At 34.1% G+C, this 15,923-nt stretch carries 14 protein-coding genes; 7 read left to right on the top strand and 7 right to left on the bottom strand.

Annotated features, from left to right (window positions below):
• Positions 1-90 precede the first annotated feature (90 nt).
• Positions 91-1,320, top strand: coding sequence for a 5-(carboxyamino)imidazole ribonucleotide synthase (locus ASM33_RS08665; RefSeq protein ID WP_237342946.1), 1,230 nt, complete (start codon positions 91-93; stop codon positions 1,318-1,320).
• A gap of 45 nt (positions 1,321-1,365) precedes the next feature.
• Here the strand turns inward: ASM33_RS08665 and ASM33_RS02185 are convergent, their stop codons facing one another.
• The 5 genes from ASM33_RS02185 to ASM33_RS02165 form a co-directional block, all read right to left on the bottom strand.
• On the bottom strand, positions 1,366-2,103 hold the full coding sequence (locus ASM33_RS02185; RefSeq protein ID WP_110409244.1) for a WD_0702 family putative metalloprotease: 738 nt from the start codon (positions 2,101-2,103) through the stop codon (positions 1,366-1,368).
• A 300-nt stretch (positions 2,104-2,403) separates the two neighbouring features.
• Positions 2,404-4,740 (bottom strand): hypothetical protein, encoded by a 2,337-nt coding sequence (locus ASM33_RS02180; RefSeq protein ID WP_110409245.1) that lies wholly within the window; start codon positions 4,738-4,740, stop codon positions 2,404-2,406.
• A gap of 77 nt (positions 4,741-4,817) precedes the next feature.
• Entirely contained in the window at positions 4,818-5,297 is a 480-nt protein-coding gene (locus ASM33_RS08895) for a YgjP-like metallopeptidase domain-containing protein (RefSeq protein ID WP_162297602.1), read from the bottom strand.
• A gap of 439 nt (positions 5,298-5,736) precedes the next feature.
• Positions 5,737-6,936: an ankyrin repeat domain-containing protein gene (locus ASM33_RS02170; protein WP_110409247.1), complete on the bottom strand. Its 1,200-nt coding sequence runs from the start codon at positions 6,934-6,936 to the stop codon at positions 5,737-5,739.
• Between the two features lie 116 nt (positions 6,937-7,052).
• Positions 7,053-8,552, bottom strand: a complete 1,500-nt coding sequence (locus ASM33_RS02165; protein WP_110409248.1) for a proton-conducting transporter transmembrane domain-containing protein — start codon at positions 8,550-8,552, stop codon at positions 7,053-7,055.
• Positions 8,553-8,616: 64 nt separating this feature from the next.
• Here ASM33_RS02165 and ASM33_RS02160 point away from each other — a divergent pair, with 64 nt between their 5' ends.
• From ASM33_RS02160 to ASM33_RS02145, 4 genes are all read left to right on the top strand, one after another.
• Entirely contained in the window at positions 8,617-8,931 is a 315-nt protein-coding gene (locus ASM33_RS02160; RefSeq protein WP_110409249.1) for an NADH-ubiquinone oxidoreductase subunit NDUFA12 family protein, read from the top strand.
• A 2-nt stretch (positions 8,932-8,933) separates the two neighbouring features.
• Positions 8,934-9,389, top strand: a complete 456-nt coding sequence (gene mlaD / locus ASM33_RS02155) for an outer membrane lipid asymmetry maintenance protein MlaD (RefSeq protein ID WP_110409250.1) — start codon at positions 8,934-8,936, stop codon at positions 9,387-9,389.
• A gap of 97 nt (positions 9,390-9,486) precedes the next feature.
• Positions 9,487-9,855, top strand: a complete 369-nt coding sequence (locus ASM33_RS02150; protein WP_110409251.1) for a hypothetical protein — start codon at positions 9,487-9,489, stop codon at positions 9,853-9,855.
• Positions 9,856-10,117: 262 nt separating this feature from the next.
• A complete protein-coding gene (locus ASM33_RS02145) occupies positions 10,118-10,948 on the top strand; it encodes a P44/Msp2 family outer membrane protein (RefSeq protein ID WP_110409252.1) in 831 nt (276 codons plus the stop codon).
• Positions 10,949-11,095: 147 nt separating this feature from the next.
• Here the strand turns inward: ASM33_RS02145 and acnA are convergent, their stop codons facing one another.
• Together acnA and secB are read right to left on the bottom strand one after the other, a co-directional pair.
• A complete protein-coding gene (acnA, locus tag ASM33_RS02140; protein WP_110409253.1) occupies positions 11,096-13,714 on the bottom strand; it encodes an aconitate hydratase AcnA in 2,619 nt (872 codons plus the stop codon).
• Between the two features lie 44 nt (positions 13,715-13,758).
• Positions 13,759-14,262, bottom strand: coding sequence for a protein-export chaperone SecB (gene secB / locus ASM33_RS02135; protein WP_110409254.1), 504 nt, complete (start codon positions 14,260-14,262; stop codon positions 13,759-13,761).
• Positions 14,263-14,429: 167 nt separating this feature from the next.
• Here secB and ASM33_RS02130 point away from each other — a divergent pair, with 167 nt between their 5' ends.
• Both ASM33_RS02130 and dnaQ read left to right on the top strand, forming a co-directional pair.
• Positions 14,430-15,095, top strand: a complete 666-nt coding sequence (locus ASM33_RS02130; protein ID WP_112477199.1) for a Tim44/TimA family putative adaptor protein — start codon at positions 14,430-14,432, stop codon at positions 15,093-15,095.
• A 29-nt stretch (positions 15,096-15,124) separates the two neighbouring features.
• The gene (dnaQ, locus tag ASM33_RS02125; RefSeq protein WP_110409255.1) at positions 15,125-15,820 is read left to right on the top strand and encodes a DNA polymerase III subunit epsilon; all 696 of its coding nucleotides are present in this window, start codon (positions 15,125-15,127) and stop codon (positions 15,818-15,820) included.
• The last annotated feature ends 103 nt before the right edge of the window (positions 15,821-15,923 follow it).

Below are 15,923 nucleotides of genomic sequence, written 5' to 3'. Positions count from 1 at the left end.
ATAAGAATATAATACCTCTATTATACACTTTTTTCGTAGATTATTCAAGGATATTCTTATATTCTGATTGGAAAATGTTGGTCGATAATTATGAATGAACCGAGTGTGCTCAGTCAAAAAGTAATAGGAATAATAGGTAGTGGACAATTAGGAAAAATGACTGCTATTGCTGCAGCGAAGCTCGGACAAAAAATACACATTTTTGCTAATGCTAAAGATGATCCTGCGTGTTCTCTTGCTGATAACGTTATAGTAGCAGACTTTTCTGACAAGAAGGCACTTGAATCTTTTGCTAAAAACGTAGATTTGGTTACTATTGAATCAGAAAATATTCCATGTAGTGTCATTGATGTTATAGAGCAGCATAAAGACTTTTACCCAGGTAAGAAAGCATTATATATTTCACAAAACAGGCTAAGAGAGAAAGATTTTATTAGAGATGTGAATATAAAAACCGCTGATTATAAAAGTATACAAAATTATGATGAATTACTAAAAAATTGTGAATTTTTTGGATACTCTGCAAGACTGAAAACAGCGGAAATGGGATATGATGGAAAAGGGCAATATGTTATTAAAAATAGACTTCCTACAGAACATTCTATCATCACATCATCCTCTTCTGTCATCCGAGTAGCGGACACTGGGATCCAGAAAAAAGAAGATGAAGATATAGATTCCAGTGTCACGCACTGGAATGACAAGATGGGGAGCTGGAATGACAAGATGGGGAAATGGAATGACACCTTACCTGAAGTTGCATTTTTGGATTGGAGTAAACAATACATTCTAGAAAAAGATGTTGATTTACTGAAAGAAATTTCAATAGTCGTTGCAAGAGACATGCGCGGTAAAGTAGCTTTTTTCCCGATAGCAGAAAATCATCATGTTGATGGAATACTTGATACTTCAACAGTGCCAGCCAAAATAGATAACAAATTAACTCAAGAAGTACAACAAATTGCAGAAAAGGTAGCAAATGCTCTTGATTTGATAGGAATCTTAGCTATCGAATTTTTTGTTACTAAAGATAATGAGTTACTCATTAATGAGCTTGCCCCAAGACCTCACAATTCTTGTCACTGGAGCTTGGATTCATGCAATATCAGTCAGTTTGAGCAATTGGTTAGAATAATATGTGGATTTCCTATGCAGGAAGTAGTGCTGCGTTTTCCTTGCATGACAAAAAACATAATAGGAGATGATATATATGATTCTCACAAATATTTGAGTGATAAAAAAGCTAGTTTAACTGTATATGGAAAAAAAGAGGTGAGAGATAAGCGTAAAATGGGACATGTGAATATAGATTTAAGTTAAGTATAAAGACTAACATGGTTAACTTTTTAGATCTACAACAGACTTCTAATTATCATCTCCAAATATAGAGCCAATTTTTTTGCCTCCAGAAGAAAATTTATTGCTCCAATTACTCTGTACTTTGGTTACATCTTTAGTGGCAATTCTATTACTGTATTCTTTTATTTCTTTATCGAGTTTACTAACTATTTGTAAATCCAAGCAACTCTTTTTCCACTCATTAGTGCTGAAAAAAACTTTATTTAAATCTTGAGTACGAATTAGGTACTCCTTATCTTTAGGATAAACCTCCTGCGCCCAAGCAAAAAGCTCAAAATAGCGTGCAAATAATTCAGATGCTCGTGATTTTGCACTTTGATAAGCCTGTATTTCCTTAAATATAACTTGGCCGATAATTTTTTGCACAAGAATATTTGACTGCTTTAAGTTTTGCTCAACATCTTGATAAACTTTATGCAGGAATTCCTGATCTAGATTCAGCTCAAGCTCATTCTCTACCATATGTGAAAGTTCATGCACTATAATGTATGGGTTTGATCTCCTCAGTACAATAACATATCTATTTACACCGGAGGATCGAATTGTTTTACATACTCCCTCCTCCATATCCACTAACCCCTCTGGATATATTTCAAACGAAAGTCTATTTTGTTTTATTAGTGATAGTGTGAGGTTTAATGTGTTTTTAAACTTCTCAAATTGATAGAGATATTCTATATAACGTGTAGTGTTCTCACTGCTCCCCACTTTAGTAGCCTGCTTTATTAAATTTTTAATTAGCATACTTTACTACCATTAATATAAACATTAGACTTCCTTCGCGCTGCTTTGAGTCGTAATTCCAGCATGCTACACTGGAACCCAGAAATTTTTACAACTCGACCCTATGGTTAAACCATAGGATCACATGCTTCAAAAGAAATCTACTTTGTTTATACTTCAGAATTTATTACATATAAAGTATTTTGAGAAAATCCCATGACTTAAGTCATGGGACATTGAGAATTAGAGTCTTCTCAAGATATGGAATTCTGGCACATCGTTGCTATCCCAAGATAAGCTATTAGAAGATGTTTCAGTCAGTCAAGTGCGTGATTGGCTACTACTAGACCCTACTGATACACCCTCTAGCTTTGTTTCAGACGCACTACTAGACTCTACTGATACACTATCTATCTTTGTTTCAGATGCACTACTAGACTCTACTGACAGACCATTTAATGATAGACTTCTGCTACTTTCTGGTGATTCACTGCCTGATACCAATACTTTAAACTGTATTTCTTCAAACGACGACCTACTACCTATCCCACAACAGAACATTATTCGCTGTAACAAACTTCTCGGTTGATCATTTACTCCACTGAATGATGAATTTCTGCTATTTTCAGGTGTATTAACATGTGATGGGCTGTTTGATTGAATATTACCAGGATCTACTGATACGCTACTTAGCGGTGTTGCAGATGGATTATTTTCTGATATGGAATTTAGTGGAATACCATTTACATCATTCTTGCTAGAAAGTTCTTCATCACTGTCTTGAACCCCATCACTTAAAAGCTTGTAGTTTCTTTCAGATGGATTGAATTCAGGTAGTCCAGCATGACGACGACGGTAACGTTGAACAAAGCTATATGCTCCAAACCCGATAACAACCAATATTCCTACTACAGAAAGAACTGCTATAGCTATTCCTGCATTATTATAGCCACCTGCACCTGCAAGAGAAAGTGGAGTTGGTTGTGGTGAAAAGCTTGTTTGAGGTAAGAATGGTGTAGTAAAAGTAGAAGCTGGTGAGCTTCCTGTAAAGATTCCCCTAGTAAACACTGTTGGTCTAGCTGAAGTTATTGGTGCATTAGTTGATACCGTAGAAGAACGTTCAGTCGCTTGCGAAGTAACGGTTATTTTATCTGCCGTTGTTGGCTTCACTGTTGTAGATTTTACAGTACTTTTTTCAGCAGCTGTAGAACTTGCAGTTATTAAATCTGTAGATCCCATAGTTGATTCTATTCCTTGAGTGGTTGGTTTATCAGTAGTTGCTGATTCTGTAGATACTCTATTTGAGGTAGAACCTGATGTTGATCCTATTCCTTGAGTGGTTGGTTTATCAGTAGTTGCTGATTCTGTAGATACTCTATTTGAGGTAGAACCTGATGTTGATCCTATTCCTTGAGTGGTTGGTTCATCAGTAACAGGGCTAGTTTCTTCCTTATCAGGAGTTATAGGAGCTACTGTACTGCTAGCAATTGGTGTAAATTCGCCCCTGATTATATGCATAAAATCGCCTGGAGATGTGATACTACTTATTGGTATTATCATTTCCTTAGAACGGATGTTATTAGAGCTCTGAATAAAAGTTGTAATATTTTCTCTGCCTATTGCAGTTACGATAGCGTCGCCTTGACCATTGTCTTTAACATATAACTGTTTTATGGAATCTTTAAAACCATAATCTAAATTATTGTATACCAATAATTTGGCACCCTTTTCATCATCATTAAGGATGGTTACTAAAGATAATCTTTCCTCATTGGATGATTTGTCTTTTTCAAGGAAAGCAATGATATCACCTTCTCCTCTCTCTACAAGCTGTAAAAAGTTTATTTTATTCTTACAAGAAAAGAATGGTGTTTCATCAATTTGACCTTTTCCATCACCAAGCAAATACTCTTCAATTCCCTCTCCTTCCCTCGCTTTCTTAGCAGCATCAATAATATTAAGTGAACGAATATTTGTCACTTCTACTGCGCGATTACCTTCAATTTTTGTACTTTCCTCTAAGTAAAATAGGGTATTTTCATATAAGACGAATTTACTGCCGGAATTACCTAATTTTAATAATTTTCTTTCTATAATACCATTTGTTCCAGCTAACGCTTCAAGTTTTCCTTTTTCACCTGGCTCGATATACCAAGAAACTAAATCTCTACCTTTTCTAGCAATTACAAATTTATCACCATTATCAAGCGTTGTTGCCTGTAGATCAGAATAACTACCTATAGAGCTAACATCATTATTAATGTTCTCTTGCAATCTTGCTAAACCAGAACATTTAAATGAAGAGGTGTTTATTGAGTACTTAGCTTCACAAACACTGAGTGATAATCCTTTATCTGTAGGAAAAACGATTCCAATTTCATCTGTTTCACCTGAATTTTTCATTAACGTAATAGATACTTGACCTTTAAGTCCATTTTGTATGCTTCTGCCTGTGTTGTATGTCATTAATTCACTTAATTGGGATGGACTGCCAATTAGTTGTACTTCGCTTGTACCATCACCATCACCATTATCTTTATCGCTTAATGCGTAAGCAACATCACCTCTCTGGACAAGCTTTAGGTTTGATGGGTTAAAGCCTGTTGTTTCTTCTGGTGTATTTGGTTCAACCTCGAGTGATTTGTCTAATATAGTCATAATTTTATTTAAAATATTAATAATATGTCATTGTGACCATTTTAACGTATTCATGTCAATAAAAATATTAAATAAGGTTAAAAAATTAATACCTTCTTCTTGATATCATTAGGCAATATGTCAATAAAACTGAAACTGCTCTGCTTATCCTTCAGCACAAAATGGAATATTAAGTAGTATATAACATAATCGATAAAAGAAATTGGTGTCTTAATTAGGCTAACATTTAGCAACAACACGTAAGACATTTCTTCATAGCGAAAAATTTTGCTCTTCAAATAGCAAAGTTTCATAGTCAAGTGAGGGATTATCATTTTTTTTATAGCTGTTAAATAAAATAAGCACTCGCTCAACCTTTCATTAAATTTTATACGTGCACACTTTTTATACCAAGCACTTATAATAGAATTTATTCTCGTATTGCTTAACGCGAATCTACTGTGTATATGCACTACTCCATGATAAAGCTTTACGTAATCTGAGTCGGATTTTATAACACAAAGTTTGAACTCCCTTCCAAGATAAATACATTTGGAGTCAACAGCAGAATTCAGCAAATGCAAAAAGTATTTTCTCTTGCGTAAAATTAAATTAGCTTTTTTTTTATTATTAATCTGACATCAGCAATGGAAACTTTATTGGTTTTAGAAACAATGATATCAAAGTAAGGATCTAAAATTATACATATATTGTTTTCTAACGCAAAAGCAGAAAAAATAGAGAAATAAATGCTAGTTTTTCTATGCATTACAAACATTTAAGGCGGTAAAAATTCCACATTTTATATTAAAAGCGGACACTTGGATCCATTTTGCATGTAATTCCGCCATAGTGTTATGTTTTAATATAAAGTTTGATATTTATCAGGCAATGCAAAAAAAATTACGTGATATAGTTAATAATACAAAAAACAGAGATAAAGATCGTAACAAAAAAAACTTGCATGTCCAAGGTATAGTTAAAAATTTGAGAAAATATATTTATATTCTTATCTTTTTATGTCAAGCTACTATAATTTACACTAATTAAGCTTGAAAAATTTGATGATTCTAATTTTGTAGATGGTTTAATGTCATCATTCTCAGCAAAATTTTTAATAGCTTGTTCATAAGATGCAGATCTACTTTTAGGGCAGTATAAAGCTTTTATATCTGTTTCTGAAAACGATCTTTTGCTAATATGTCCATTTTTCTCTTTTTCGTATAGTTCTGCCATTATATCTTCCAACGCAGTAATTCTTATTTTGTCCTTTTCTATGTTCTCATTTAATAAATCATAATCTCTTTTACAACAAGATGATTTATGTTGTAGGTATATTGCAGCAGGCAAAAGAATTGCTGCAGCAACAGAAGGTACTACAGCACAAAACTTTATTAGACTGGTTATTTTAACAAAACTTGCTATAGGATACTCTTTACCTAATGTAAAAAAGCCACCTATTCCTCCCGATGTTATTGCACTTATATTACATTTTTTTGAAAAGGACTCGATGTCCTTTACTGCTTTATAAGAACTTGCAAGCCTTAATTTAGCTTCTCGTCTTGTATTACTGTAGAAATCAAAAAACAGCTTAATTACGTTTCTATCTCTACTTTCTCTAACACAATCATGTATATTAAGACCAATATAGTCCTCCATGTCAACATTAACATAAGGAGATTTCAACAACTCCCTAACTACTTCTGTGTTTTTTTTAAGCAGAATAGCATTATGTAAAGGCGTTCTTCCTTTTATATCTTGTTTATCAACATATTCACTTATATATTCGATAAGCACCTTAACACATTCTAAATGCCCATTTTCAACAGCAACGTGTAAGGGAGTTTGCCCTTTATTGTTCTGACTTTCAATAATTAGTTGCTCCATGCTTATGTATGAAAGTGGGTCCCTTATAGAAAGATATTTTAGACTCTCACGAATAGGAGATACGTTTCCAGACCTAGCAGCAAAGTGGAAAGGTGTATCGCCATTAACATCTTTTTTTATTAGATTATTAAAGATCTTGAACCTGCTTAAATTGTAGAACTTAATTATTGTTTGAAAATCTTTAGTGCTTTTGCATTCTTCTTCAAAAACTTTATGCAATAATGTCTCTCCTTTACCACATATGGCAGTACTTGGATCTACTCTTTTTGAACTCCTTTCAACTGGTGTGATACTTCTTTCAATTGTATTATCTTTTTCACTACTAGCCATAACTCCCTACCTATTTACACAACATACTTATAACACTATTATGTAAAAATGAAAAGTCCATTAAAAATAGTTTCTACTAGAAAAATGCGGCTTATGTTATGAGAGAGAAATTAAAATCAAAAAGCAAATTTTTCAATCATAGATCGAACTGGAGTGCTATATATACCAGTTGCTACTATTAAAACTGTCATAAATAATAAGCAAAGGAGCATAGGTAATGGCACATCACTGACCAGGTTAGGTATCGTTCGAGTAGCTGATGACACTGGAATCTGTGCAGGACTCTTAGTTTCAGTTATACTGCTGCCAAAATACATTTTTTCCACCATTTTCCACATGTACATGAGCGCAAGAAAAGACCCAGAAGCGAACACTATAAGTGAGATCCATGCATGAGATTCTATAATTGCCTTCATTATATACCATTTGCTCACAAAACCACTCGTTAACGGAACACCAATTAACGCTAAACTTAGCAAAGTAAATGCAAGCGTTGTATAAGGCATTGATTTCTTGAGTCCTACTAAATTCTCTATTTTTGTTGTACCAAATTTATAAGAAATGCACCCTGCAGACATGAATAAGGACGTTTTTATTATGCTATGATTTATTATGTGAAGAATTGCTGCAAATAAACCTGCTTTTGAGTTTAAACTGAGTCCTAGCACTATATAACCAATCTGGCTAACGCTAGAATTAGCAAGCAGTCTTCTTATGTCTTTTGCAGTTATTGCAAATATTGATCCAAATATAATAGCGCAAAGTGCAAGGATAATTATCACGTTACTGAGTAGCGGTTTAAATAAGAAAAAATTTTGGTCAAAAACAGTATAAAAGACCCTGATAAAGACATATATCATCACTTTAGTAACTGTGCCTGAAAAAAATACGCTAATGAAACTCGGTGCTTCGCTGTATGCATTGACCAACCATCTGCTAAGTGGAAATAGCGCCATTTTGATCGAGAGGCCAACAAAAATGAACAATGTACCAAGTTTTATAATATTATTGTCGTATAACGGTACTATTCTTTCAGCCATATCAGACATATTTAGCGTTCCTGTCATGGAATACAAAAGCCCAATACCAAATAAGTAAAATGTTGCTCCTATCGTACCGCTAATTAGGTATTCAAATGCTGCAACCAGAGCTCTTTTATCTCTTCCCATCGAAACTAGCACATAAGAGGAAATCGATGAAATCTCTAAGAAAACGTAGAGGTTAAATATGTCATTTGTAACTAAAATTCCAAGCAGTCCACTGAGGCACAATAAAAATAAAGAATAAAAACCACTGATTTTATTTGTGCTAATCTCCTTTTCATTAATGTGAAAGCTATAAAGCACACTGATTAGTGCAATAAAATTCACCATTGTGAGAATCAAGGAGTTTAATATGTCAATTCTTAACTCTATCCCATATGGAGGAATCCAATCCCCAAGGTGATAAGTTATAATTTCGCCTTTATATGTTTTAATGAGTAGTATCGATGAAATGATAAGAGTAACTGTTGTGGTAATAAAAGAAATAAACCAAGATACCTTGTGTTTCTTGATAAGAAAACAAAACATCGATGCAATTATTGGTATAATAACTTGTAAAATTGGTAATTGCATTAAATTGTTGTTAATAGACTGTTAAACCATTATTATATATAATACTTTTTGTTTTGATACCCTTATGTTATCTAAAATTTGTAACACAATAAAACGCATGTTACGGAGAGGTGGTAAATTTGTAGGAAAAGATGAAAATGGAAATTCTTACTATGAATCAAGCAAGGGAAAAAGGTGGGTTGAATATAGCGGAATTTCTGAGCCTACAAGAGTGCCTCCAGAATGGCATATATGGCTTCACTATACCGACAATGCAGTGCCGATTAATAATAAAAAAAGGAAACTAAAGCACATGCCTAATCTAACTGGAACAAAAGATTCATACTATCCAAATCAAAAAGTGAATAACTACTATGAAAGCTGGAATCCTAAAAACTGAAGATGCGCAGATCTAATATACTTGAAATAACTGCTGGATTATTTGTAATAATTTTTACTATTTTTCTGATTTTTTTTGCTATTGACAAGCTATCCTACATAAAAAAAAGCTATAAGGATTGCTACAAAATACATGGCCTTTTTGCTAATGCTAACGGTATAGAAGTTGGTGATAGCGTTAAAATTTCAGGTGTAGGCATCGGAAGTATCACTGGGATATCACTTGATAAAGCCACTTATGTAGCGCAAATTGATATGTGTGTAAGCAGGGATATAAAATTACCAATTGACAGCTCAGCTCTAATCACTAGTAGTGGAGTTGTTGGCAGCAAATTTGTTAATATATCACCTGGATCAGATACTAAACTGATTTTGAATGGTGGTAGAATAGAGTACACTCAAGCTGAAGCAAACATGGGTGGAATAATGGACAAAATCCTTAGTATGTTTACAAAATAATTTCCAATTGTGTTACTCAGCTGTTGCGCTATATATTACAAATTAATTAATATTTTTATGTTATAATATACCTTTAATAAATTAAGAGATAAACATCATGATAGATTTGAATGAGTTTTTACATATTCAAGATTTTTTTGAGGAAGGCGGTGATCATTTTATGTGCCTGAAGAGAGAAGGTCCTAACAGCTTTCGTACTTGTATGAGTGCTAAAGTAAAACATGGCGAGTCCGATAAGCTAGAATTTGGTCATGGGATAACACTGGATCTAACGTCTTGGACAATAGAAGACGATAATTTTGGCAACCCAAAGAAATACACAATAGATAAAAGCAAAAGTTGGTATCAGGGAGAAAATAACCTTGGATCTTATATAACGCATGAAGGGTTAATACTTAAAACAGTTCCTATCAGCGCTGATCGATCCGTAACTGAGTTGCGTACAGTCACCCTTAGAAAAATCTAGATTAGGTACTTAAGTTACTTCACATCAAACAATAGTTGATTGCTTTATCTTGCACGAAAAAAGTGATCAACCCATTTCCAATCACACTACATAAAAAAAGCTATAAGGATTGCTACAAAATACATGGCCTTTTTGCTAATGCTAAGGTGGAGTAATGGACAAAATCCTTAGTATGTTTACAAAATAAATATTTATACCCTTCATATTAACTCATTTTTAATTAATTGATATTAAATTAGCTAATTTGAATAAGGGAGCCATAATGATCAATAAAAAAACGTTAGCAGTAACCGCTTTTGCTTTGCTGCTATCACAACAATCTTTTGCAAATGAAACAAAAGGATTTTACTTTGGCGGTGGATATCACGGTCAATTTTTTAACAATACAAGTGAACTGAAAGTGAAAATTGCAGGTAAGGATGCTGCAGCTAATAATAAACTACATATCAATGACAGAGCTGCTAGCCAAACAGACGGTGTGTTAATAAGTCAGTACAAAGGAGATTATAATCCGCCGTTTGCTGCAAATGTAGCAATTGGTTATGCAGGTGAATTTAAAAACCATAGTTACAGAGCTGAACTAGAGGGAATATATTCCTCTGTGAAAGTAGATAATATCGGTTTAGCAAGCAGCCAGATGACAATAGGATACATAAAAGGTGATGCAACAAACAACACTAAACATGGAGTAGTAGTCAATCATGACCATATTGAAAATGCATCTGTAATGGCAAACGTCTATCATCATTGGAAAAATGACCGTTTTTCTTTTTCTCCTTATGTAGGAGCTGGAGTTGGGGTGACAAGAATGGAAATGTTTGAACAATCATCAATAAAACCTGCATATCAATTAAAAGCTGGCCTTGATTACCGCATGACTGAAGATACAAATATACATATCGGATATAGACACTTTGGTGCTGTTGGTGCTGACTTTAAGCTTACAGCAAACAAGCTAGGAGAAACAAAGAGTAGCACCTTTGCACCTTACTCAGGCACTGCAGTGACTGAGGAAATAAATATAGGCAATAAATTATTTTCCACACACGGCGTAGAAGTTGGTCTTACTGTTCACTTTTCTAGCGGAGCTTAAACATATTGCTCTTTCTAAAGGAAATTTCTGCCATCCTATGGCTAAAAGCCATAGGATCTGTTTGAAAATGCAGAAGATCTTTATTTCATCATTTTTATGACAAAAACGTCTTAACTTTCTCTCTGCTTTTTTTGTTAAGCTCAAGGATCAATTGGAGCCTGCAAGTATGTAACTCAGCACTCCACCACTTTTTAGATACTCTACTTCGGTCAGTGTTTGAATGCAGCACTTTAGCTGAATTGTTTGTTCAGAACCATCGTTTCTTTTTATCAGGCAGTCCAAATTTCCATTTGGTACTACTTTACCTTTTATGCTAATCACTTCATTGCCATCAAATATTTTTCTAGTCGTTCCACCTTGAAATACAAGTGGAAGAACTCCCATACCAACCAGATTAGATCTATGTATACGTTCAAAGCTCTCAGCAATTACAGCTTTAATCCCAAGCAATAATGTACCTTTTGCAGCCCAGTCTCTACTTGAACCTGTGCCATACTCTTTTCCTGCAACAATAATTAGAGGTACATTATTTTCCTTATAACGCACTGCTGCATCAAAGATCGGCATAGTTTCTTGAGATGGGATATATTTTGTATAGCCACCCTCAGCGCTAACCATTTCATTCTTTATTCTGATATTAGCAAAAGTTCCGCGCATCATCACATTATGATTACCACGACGTGATCCATAGGAATTAAAATCCTGAGGCTCAACTCCAAGTTCCTTTAAATATAGACCTGCAGGGCTATTTGAGGCAATATTTCCAGCAGGGGAAATGTGATCGGTAGTAACACTATCGCCAAACATTGCCAGTATTTGTGCACCGTTTATGTCGACTGAATTATCTTTATTATTTTTAGGCAATAAATTATCAAAATAAGGTGGATTTTGTATGTATGTGCTGCTTGCATCCCAGTTGTAGATTTCACTTCTTTCACATTTTATTTCTTGCCAGTGCTCATCACCAGAAAAAACATCCTTATATTTCTGCATGAACATCTCGCGCGTCACAACTTTATTAACGCAATCCTCAATCTCATGATTTGTTGGCCATATATCTTTGAGGTATACATCATTTCCATTTTTATCTTTGCATATTGGGTCTTTAGTTAAATCAATTTGTACAGTGCCAGCAAGTGCATACGCAACAACAAGTGGTGGAGATGCAAGGTAATTAGCTTTAACTAAAGGGTGAATTCTTCCTTCAAAATTACGATTACCAGACAAAACTGCAGCAACAGTTAGGTTTTTATTTTTAATATCATCTTCTATATCACTATTTAATGGACCGGAATTTCCAATGCAAGTGGTGCAGCCATATCCAACTAAATTAAAACCCAAAGCATTTAGATCTTGCTCTAGTCCTGACTTTTCTAAATATTCTGTTACAACTTGTGAACCCGGAGCAAGTGAAGTCTTAACCCAAGACTTTGATTTGAGCCCAAGCTTAATTGCATTACGCGCCACAAGCCCTGCCGCAATCATTACACTTGGATTAGAGGTATTGGTGCAACTTGTTATAGCTGCAATCACTACGCTGCCATCTTGTAGTTGATCACCATAAACTTGTTTCTGTCCGTTTGTTTCATTAATAGGAAAAGATGTGGTAAAAGATTCTGCCACTTGCGATAAAAAAATCTTATCTTGCGGTCTTTTAGGACCAGCCATTACAGGTTCCACACTCGATAAATCAAGCTCTAGTGAATCAAAAAATGCTAATTCGTCATTGCTGCGCCACAGTCCCTGCTCTTTCGAGTAAACTTCAACTAGCTTGATTAACTCTTCCGGTCGCCCTGTTAAATGTAAATAATCAAGTGTTTTCTGATCAATTGGAAAAAATCCACATGTTGCACCATACTCTGGAGCCATGTTAGCTATAGTGGCCCTATCCGCTAGAGATAAATAATCCAGCCCATTGCCATAAAATTCTACAAATTTACCAACAACACCTTTTGTTCTTAAAATATTTGTAATTGTTAGAACTAAGTCAGTCGCAGTTATTCCTTCCTGCAGCTTGCCTGTTAATTTAAACCCTACCACCTCTGGAATTACCATACTAATTGGTTGCCCAAGCATCACGGACTCAGCTTCTATGCCACCCACACCCCAACCAAGAACCGACAAGCCATTAATCATTGTAGTGTGGCTGTCAGTACCAACTACTGTGTCAGGATACAGAGTCCAGTCATTATCACACACAACTTGTGCTAAATACTCAAGATTCACCTGGTGACAGATTCCTGTACCTGGTGGAACTACCCTAAAATTTGTGAGGGATGACTCTCCCCACTTTAAGAATTTATATCTCTCCAAATTTCTTTTTATTTCGAGTTCAACATTTTTATTGAATGCAGAAGTGTTTCCATAACTGTCTACTTGAACAGAATGGTCAATCACAAGATCAACAGGCACAGATGGATTTATGTTGCTTGGGTTTCCTCCATTTTTCTTTACATAGCTTCGCATAGAAGCTAAATCAACAACAGCAGGAACTCCTGTAAAATCTTGCATCAACACTCGTGCTGGCTTGTAACTGATTTCGTGATTAGCATGTTTATTAACGCAACTTGCTAGCGTTTTTATATCGTCCAGCTTTACGTTCACTCCGTCTTCATTACGCAATAAATTTTCAAGTAAAACCTTCAGCGAACATGGCAATTTAGTTATATCTATTCCTAAAAATTTACCAGCAGTAATAAGGCTAAAGTAGTTGTATGACTTTCCACCAATGTTTAAAGTCGTTTTTGAATTTAAAGAGTTATTCATTTGATCTCAAATATTAACCGAGCATACAGGTATGTTACACCATATTAGTTAAAATTGGAATTACCACCGTTACTTTTTTGCTGCTGACTCTGCTGCTGATACATAGTATCAAAATCTATAGGATCTAGCATAAGCGGAGGGAATCCACCACTACTTGTAATTCTTGCAATTATTTCTCTTGCAAAAGGAAAAAGAAAAACAGGGCCACCAATAAATAAAGCTTGTCTAATCTCTTCTTCACTCAATTCTTTAAGGTTTTCTATTGAAAAAATACCACAATATTTTGCATCACAAATGAAAGCTACCGTATCGTCTGCACCTTCATCTTTTATTGTTGCTTTAACTTCTATATGTAAGGTAATTTCATGAAAAGATTTTTCTTCATCCATTCCGCCTTTGCTTTCCGTACCTTCCAATTTTGCCGAATTTATATTAACCATTACGTTAATATCTGGAGCTTTGTTTGAAGAAAGGAATGATGAATTTGGATTTTCAAATGATAGATCTTTGATATATTGACCGTGAATTCTCATTTTGTGCCGTGACATTGCTTACGTCTCCATTAATTGAGTTGAAATATTTAATACTTTCTTATACAATATATTCATTTACAAATGAATAGCAAATTTAATTATAATTTGATAGAAAACAACTATATTTTCATTAATAATTAATAATGTTCAGATACTTTTATATACCAAGGAGTTGAGTTACTATGATAGAGCTTGTAATATATGCTTTATTAGCTGCGTTCATTTTTTCGCGTTTATATAATTCTTTAGGAAGATCAACCAATCTCAGCCTAAAAAAGCTAACTAGCGTATTGGATGTAAGTCGAGGCAGAGAAGCTGATAATGTGCTAGAAAATATTGAAGATTACATTGAAAGCCATGATGAAAATTCAATAAAAGACACTTATGAGCAAATATTAAAAAAAAACAAGGATTTCTCTATTTCCCACTTTATAAAAGGCTCAAGCATAGCTTTTGAATTAATAATAAAATATTTCAATGAAGGAAATTTGACTCAGTTAAAATCACTTCTGGATAAGGACTTATATAATGATTTTGCAGAGAAGATTAAACACCGTAAAGAGTTACATGAATCTATAATTGTTTCTATCATTACACAAAAAATTACAGAGATTAAGTTGGTAAAAAACGTAGTGTTTATTTCTGTTTATTTTCTTTCAGAACAAATTAACTTTGTTAAAGATAGCTCAGAAAATATTATATCAGGCAGTACATCCACTATTAATAAAGTTGAGGATGTATGGCAATTCAAAAAAAATATTAATTCATCAGACCCAAGTTGGTTGCTTGTTTCGATTAACTACAAAAAGACAAATAACGATAAGGATTTAGTAACAAATGGCAAGTAAGATTAGTTTTATTTAATCATTAATTAATTATGGGAAATAAGCTACGCGAAATAGCCCTTGATACTGAAACAACTGGTCTTGACATTGCATCTGGTCATCGCATTATTGAAATAGGTTGTGTGGAATTAATTAATCGTATTCCAACAGGTAATGTATTTCATCAATACATTAACCCAGAAAGAGATATACCTTATCACTCATTTAAGATTCATGGTATTAGTGAAAATTTTGTAAAAGATAAACCGTTGTTTTCAAACGTTGCACTTGAATTTCTTGAGTTTATATCAGATGACATTTTAGTCATTCATAACGCTGCATTTGACGTTAAGTTCCTTAATATGGAGCTCAGCAAGCTAAACGCTAGACTCATTTCCTCAGACAGAGTAGTAGATACGCTGCCTCTTGCACGAAAGAAATTTGCAGGCTCTCCTGCTTCTTTAAATGCATTATGTAAACGTTTTGATATATCACTGGATGATAGAGAACTGCATGGTGCACTGATCGATGCTCAACTGCTTGCAAAAGTTTACGTTGAACTCACAGGAGGGTTACAAACCTTTTTGTTTGATAGTGAAGAAGATCAAGAGGGTGGTGGCACATTTATCCAACATAAAACACATAATTTGGCTCGTAGGAAATATTCACCAAATAATGAAGAAATCAATGCACACAAGAAATTGCTTGGTAAAATTAATAACCCACTTTGGAAGGAATATATTGAATAAGCTGGCAAATTTATAGTTCTGCAACTCATCTCTCTAAAAGGTTTTCAAAACAAATTACCCAGAAAAAGTTGGTGACCCACAACTTGTTAGATTAACTCTGTGA

The sequence above is a fragment of the Wolbachia endosymbiont of Folsomia candida genome (assembly GCF_001931755.2).
Lineage (GTDB): Bacteria > Pseudomonadota > Alphaproteobacteria > Rickettsiales > Anaplasmataceae > Wolbachia.
This window is presented reverse-complemented; position numbering and strand designations above follow the sequence as displayed.

Coding starts and splice junctions, on each gene's coding strand:
- ASM33_RS08665 (WP_237342946.1), top strand. CDS start 91: ATGAATGAACCGAGTGTGCTCAGTCAAAAAGTAATAGGAATAATAGGT.
- ASM33_RS02185 (WP_110409244.1), bottom strand. CDS start 2,103: ATGCTAATTAAAAATTTAATAAAGCAGGCTACTAAAGTGGGGAGCAGT.
- ASM33_RS02180 (WP_110409245.1), bottom strand. CDS start 4,740: ATGACTATATTAGACAAATCACTCGAGGTTGAACCAAATACACCAGAA.
- ASM33_RS02170 (WP_110409247.1), bottom strand. CDS start 6,936: ATGGCTAGTAGTGAAAAAGATAATACAATTGAAAGAAGTATCACACCA.
- ASM33_RS02165 (WP_110409248.1), bottom strand. CDS start 8,552: ATGCAATTACCAATTTTACAAGTTATTATACCAATAATTGCATCGATG.
- ASM33_RS02160 (WP_110409249.1), top strand. CDS start 8,617: ATGTTATCTAAAATTTGTAACACAATAAAACGCATGTTACGGAGAGGT.
- mlaD (WP_110409250.1), top strand. CDS start 8,934: ATGCGCAGATCTAATATACTTGAAATAACTGCTGGATTATTTGTAATA.
- ASM33_RS02150 (WP_110409251.1), top strand. CDS start 9,487: ATGATAGATTTGAATGAGTTTTTACATATTCAAGATTTTTTTGAGGAA.
- ASM33_RS02145 (WP_110409252.1), top strand. CDS start 10,118: ATGATCAATAAAAAAACGTTAGCAGTAACCGCTTTTGCTTTGCTGCTA.
- acnA (WP_110409253.1), bottom strand. CDS start 13,714: ATGAATAACTCTTTAAATTCAAAAACGACTTTAAACATTGGTGGAAAG.
- secB (WP_110409254.1), bottom strand. CDS start 14,262: ATGTCACGGCACAAAATGAGAATTCACGGTCAATATATCAAAGATCTA.
- ASM33_RS02130 (WP_112477199.1), top strand. CDS start 14,430: ATGATAGAGCTTGTAATATATGCTTTATTAGCTGCGTTCATTTTTTCG.
- dnaQ (WP_110409255.1), top strand. CDS start 15,125: ATGGGAAATAAGCTACGCGAAATAGCCCTTGATACTGAAACAACTGGT.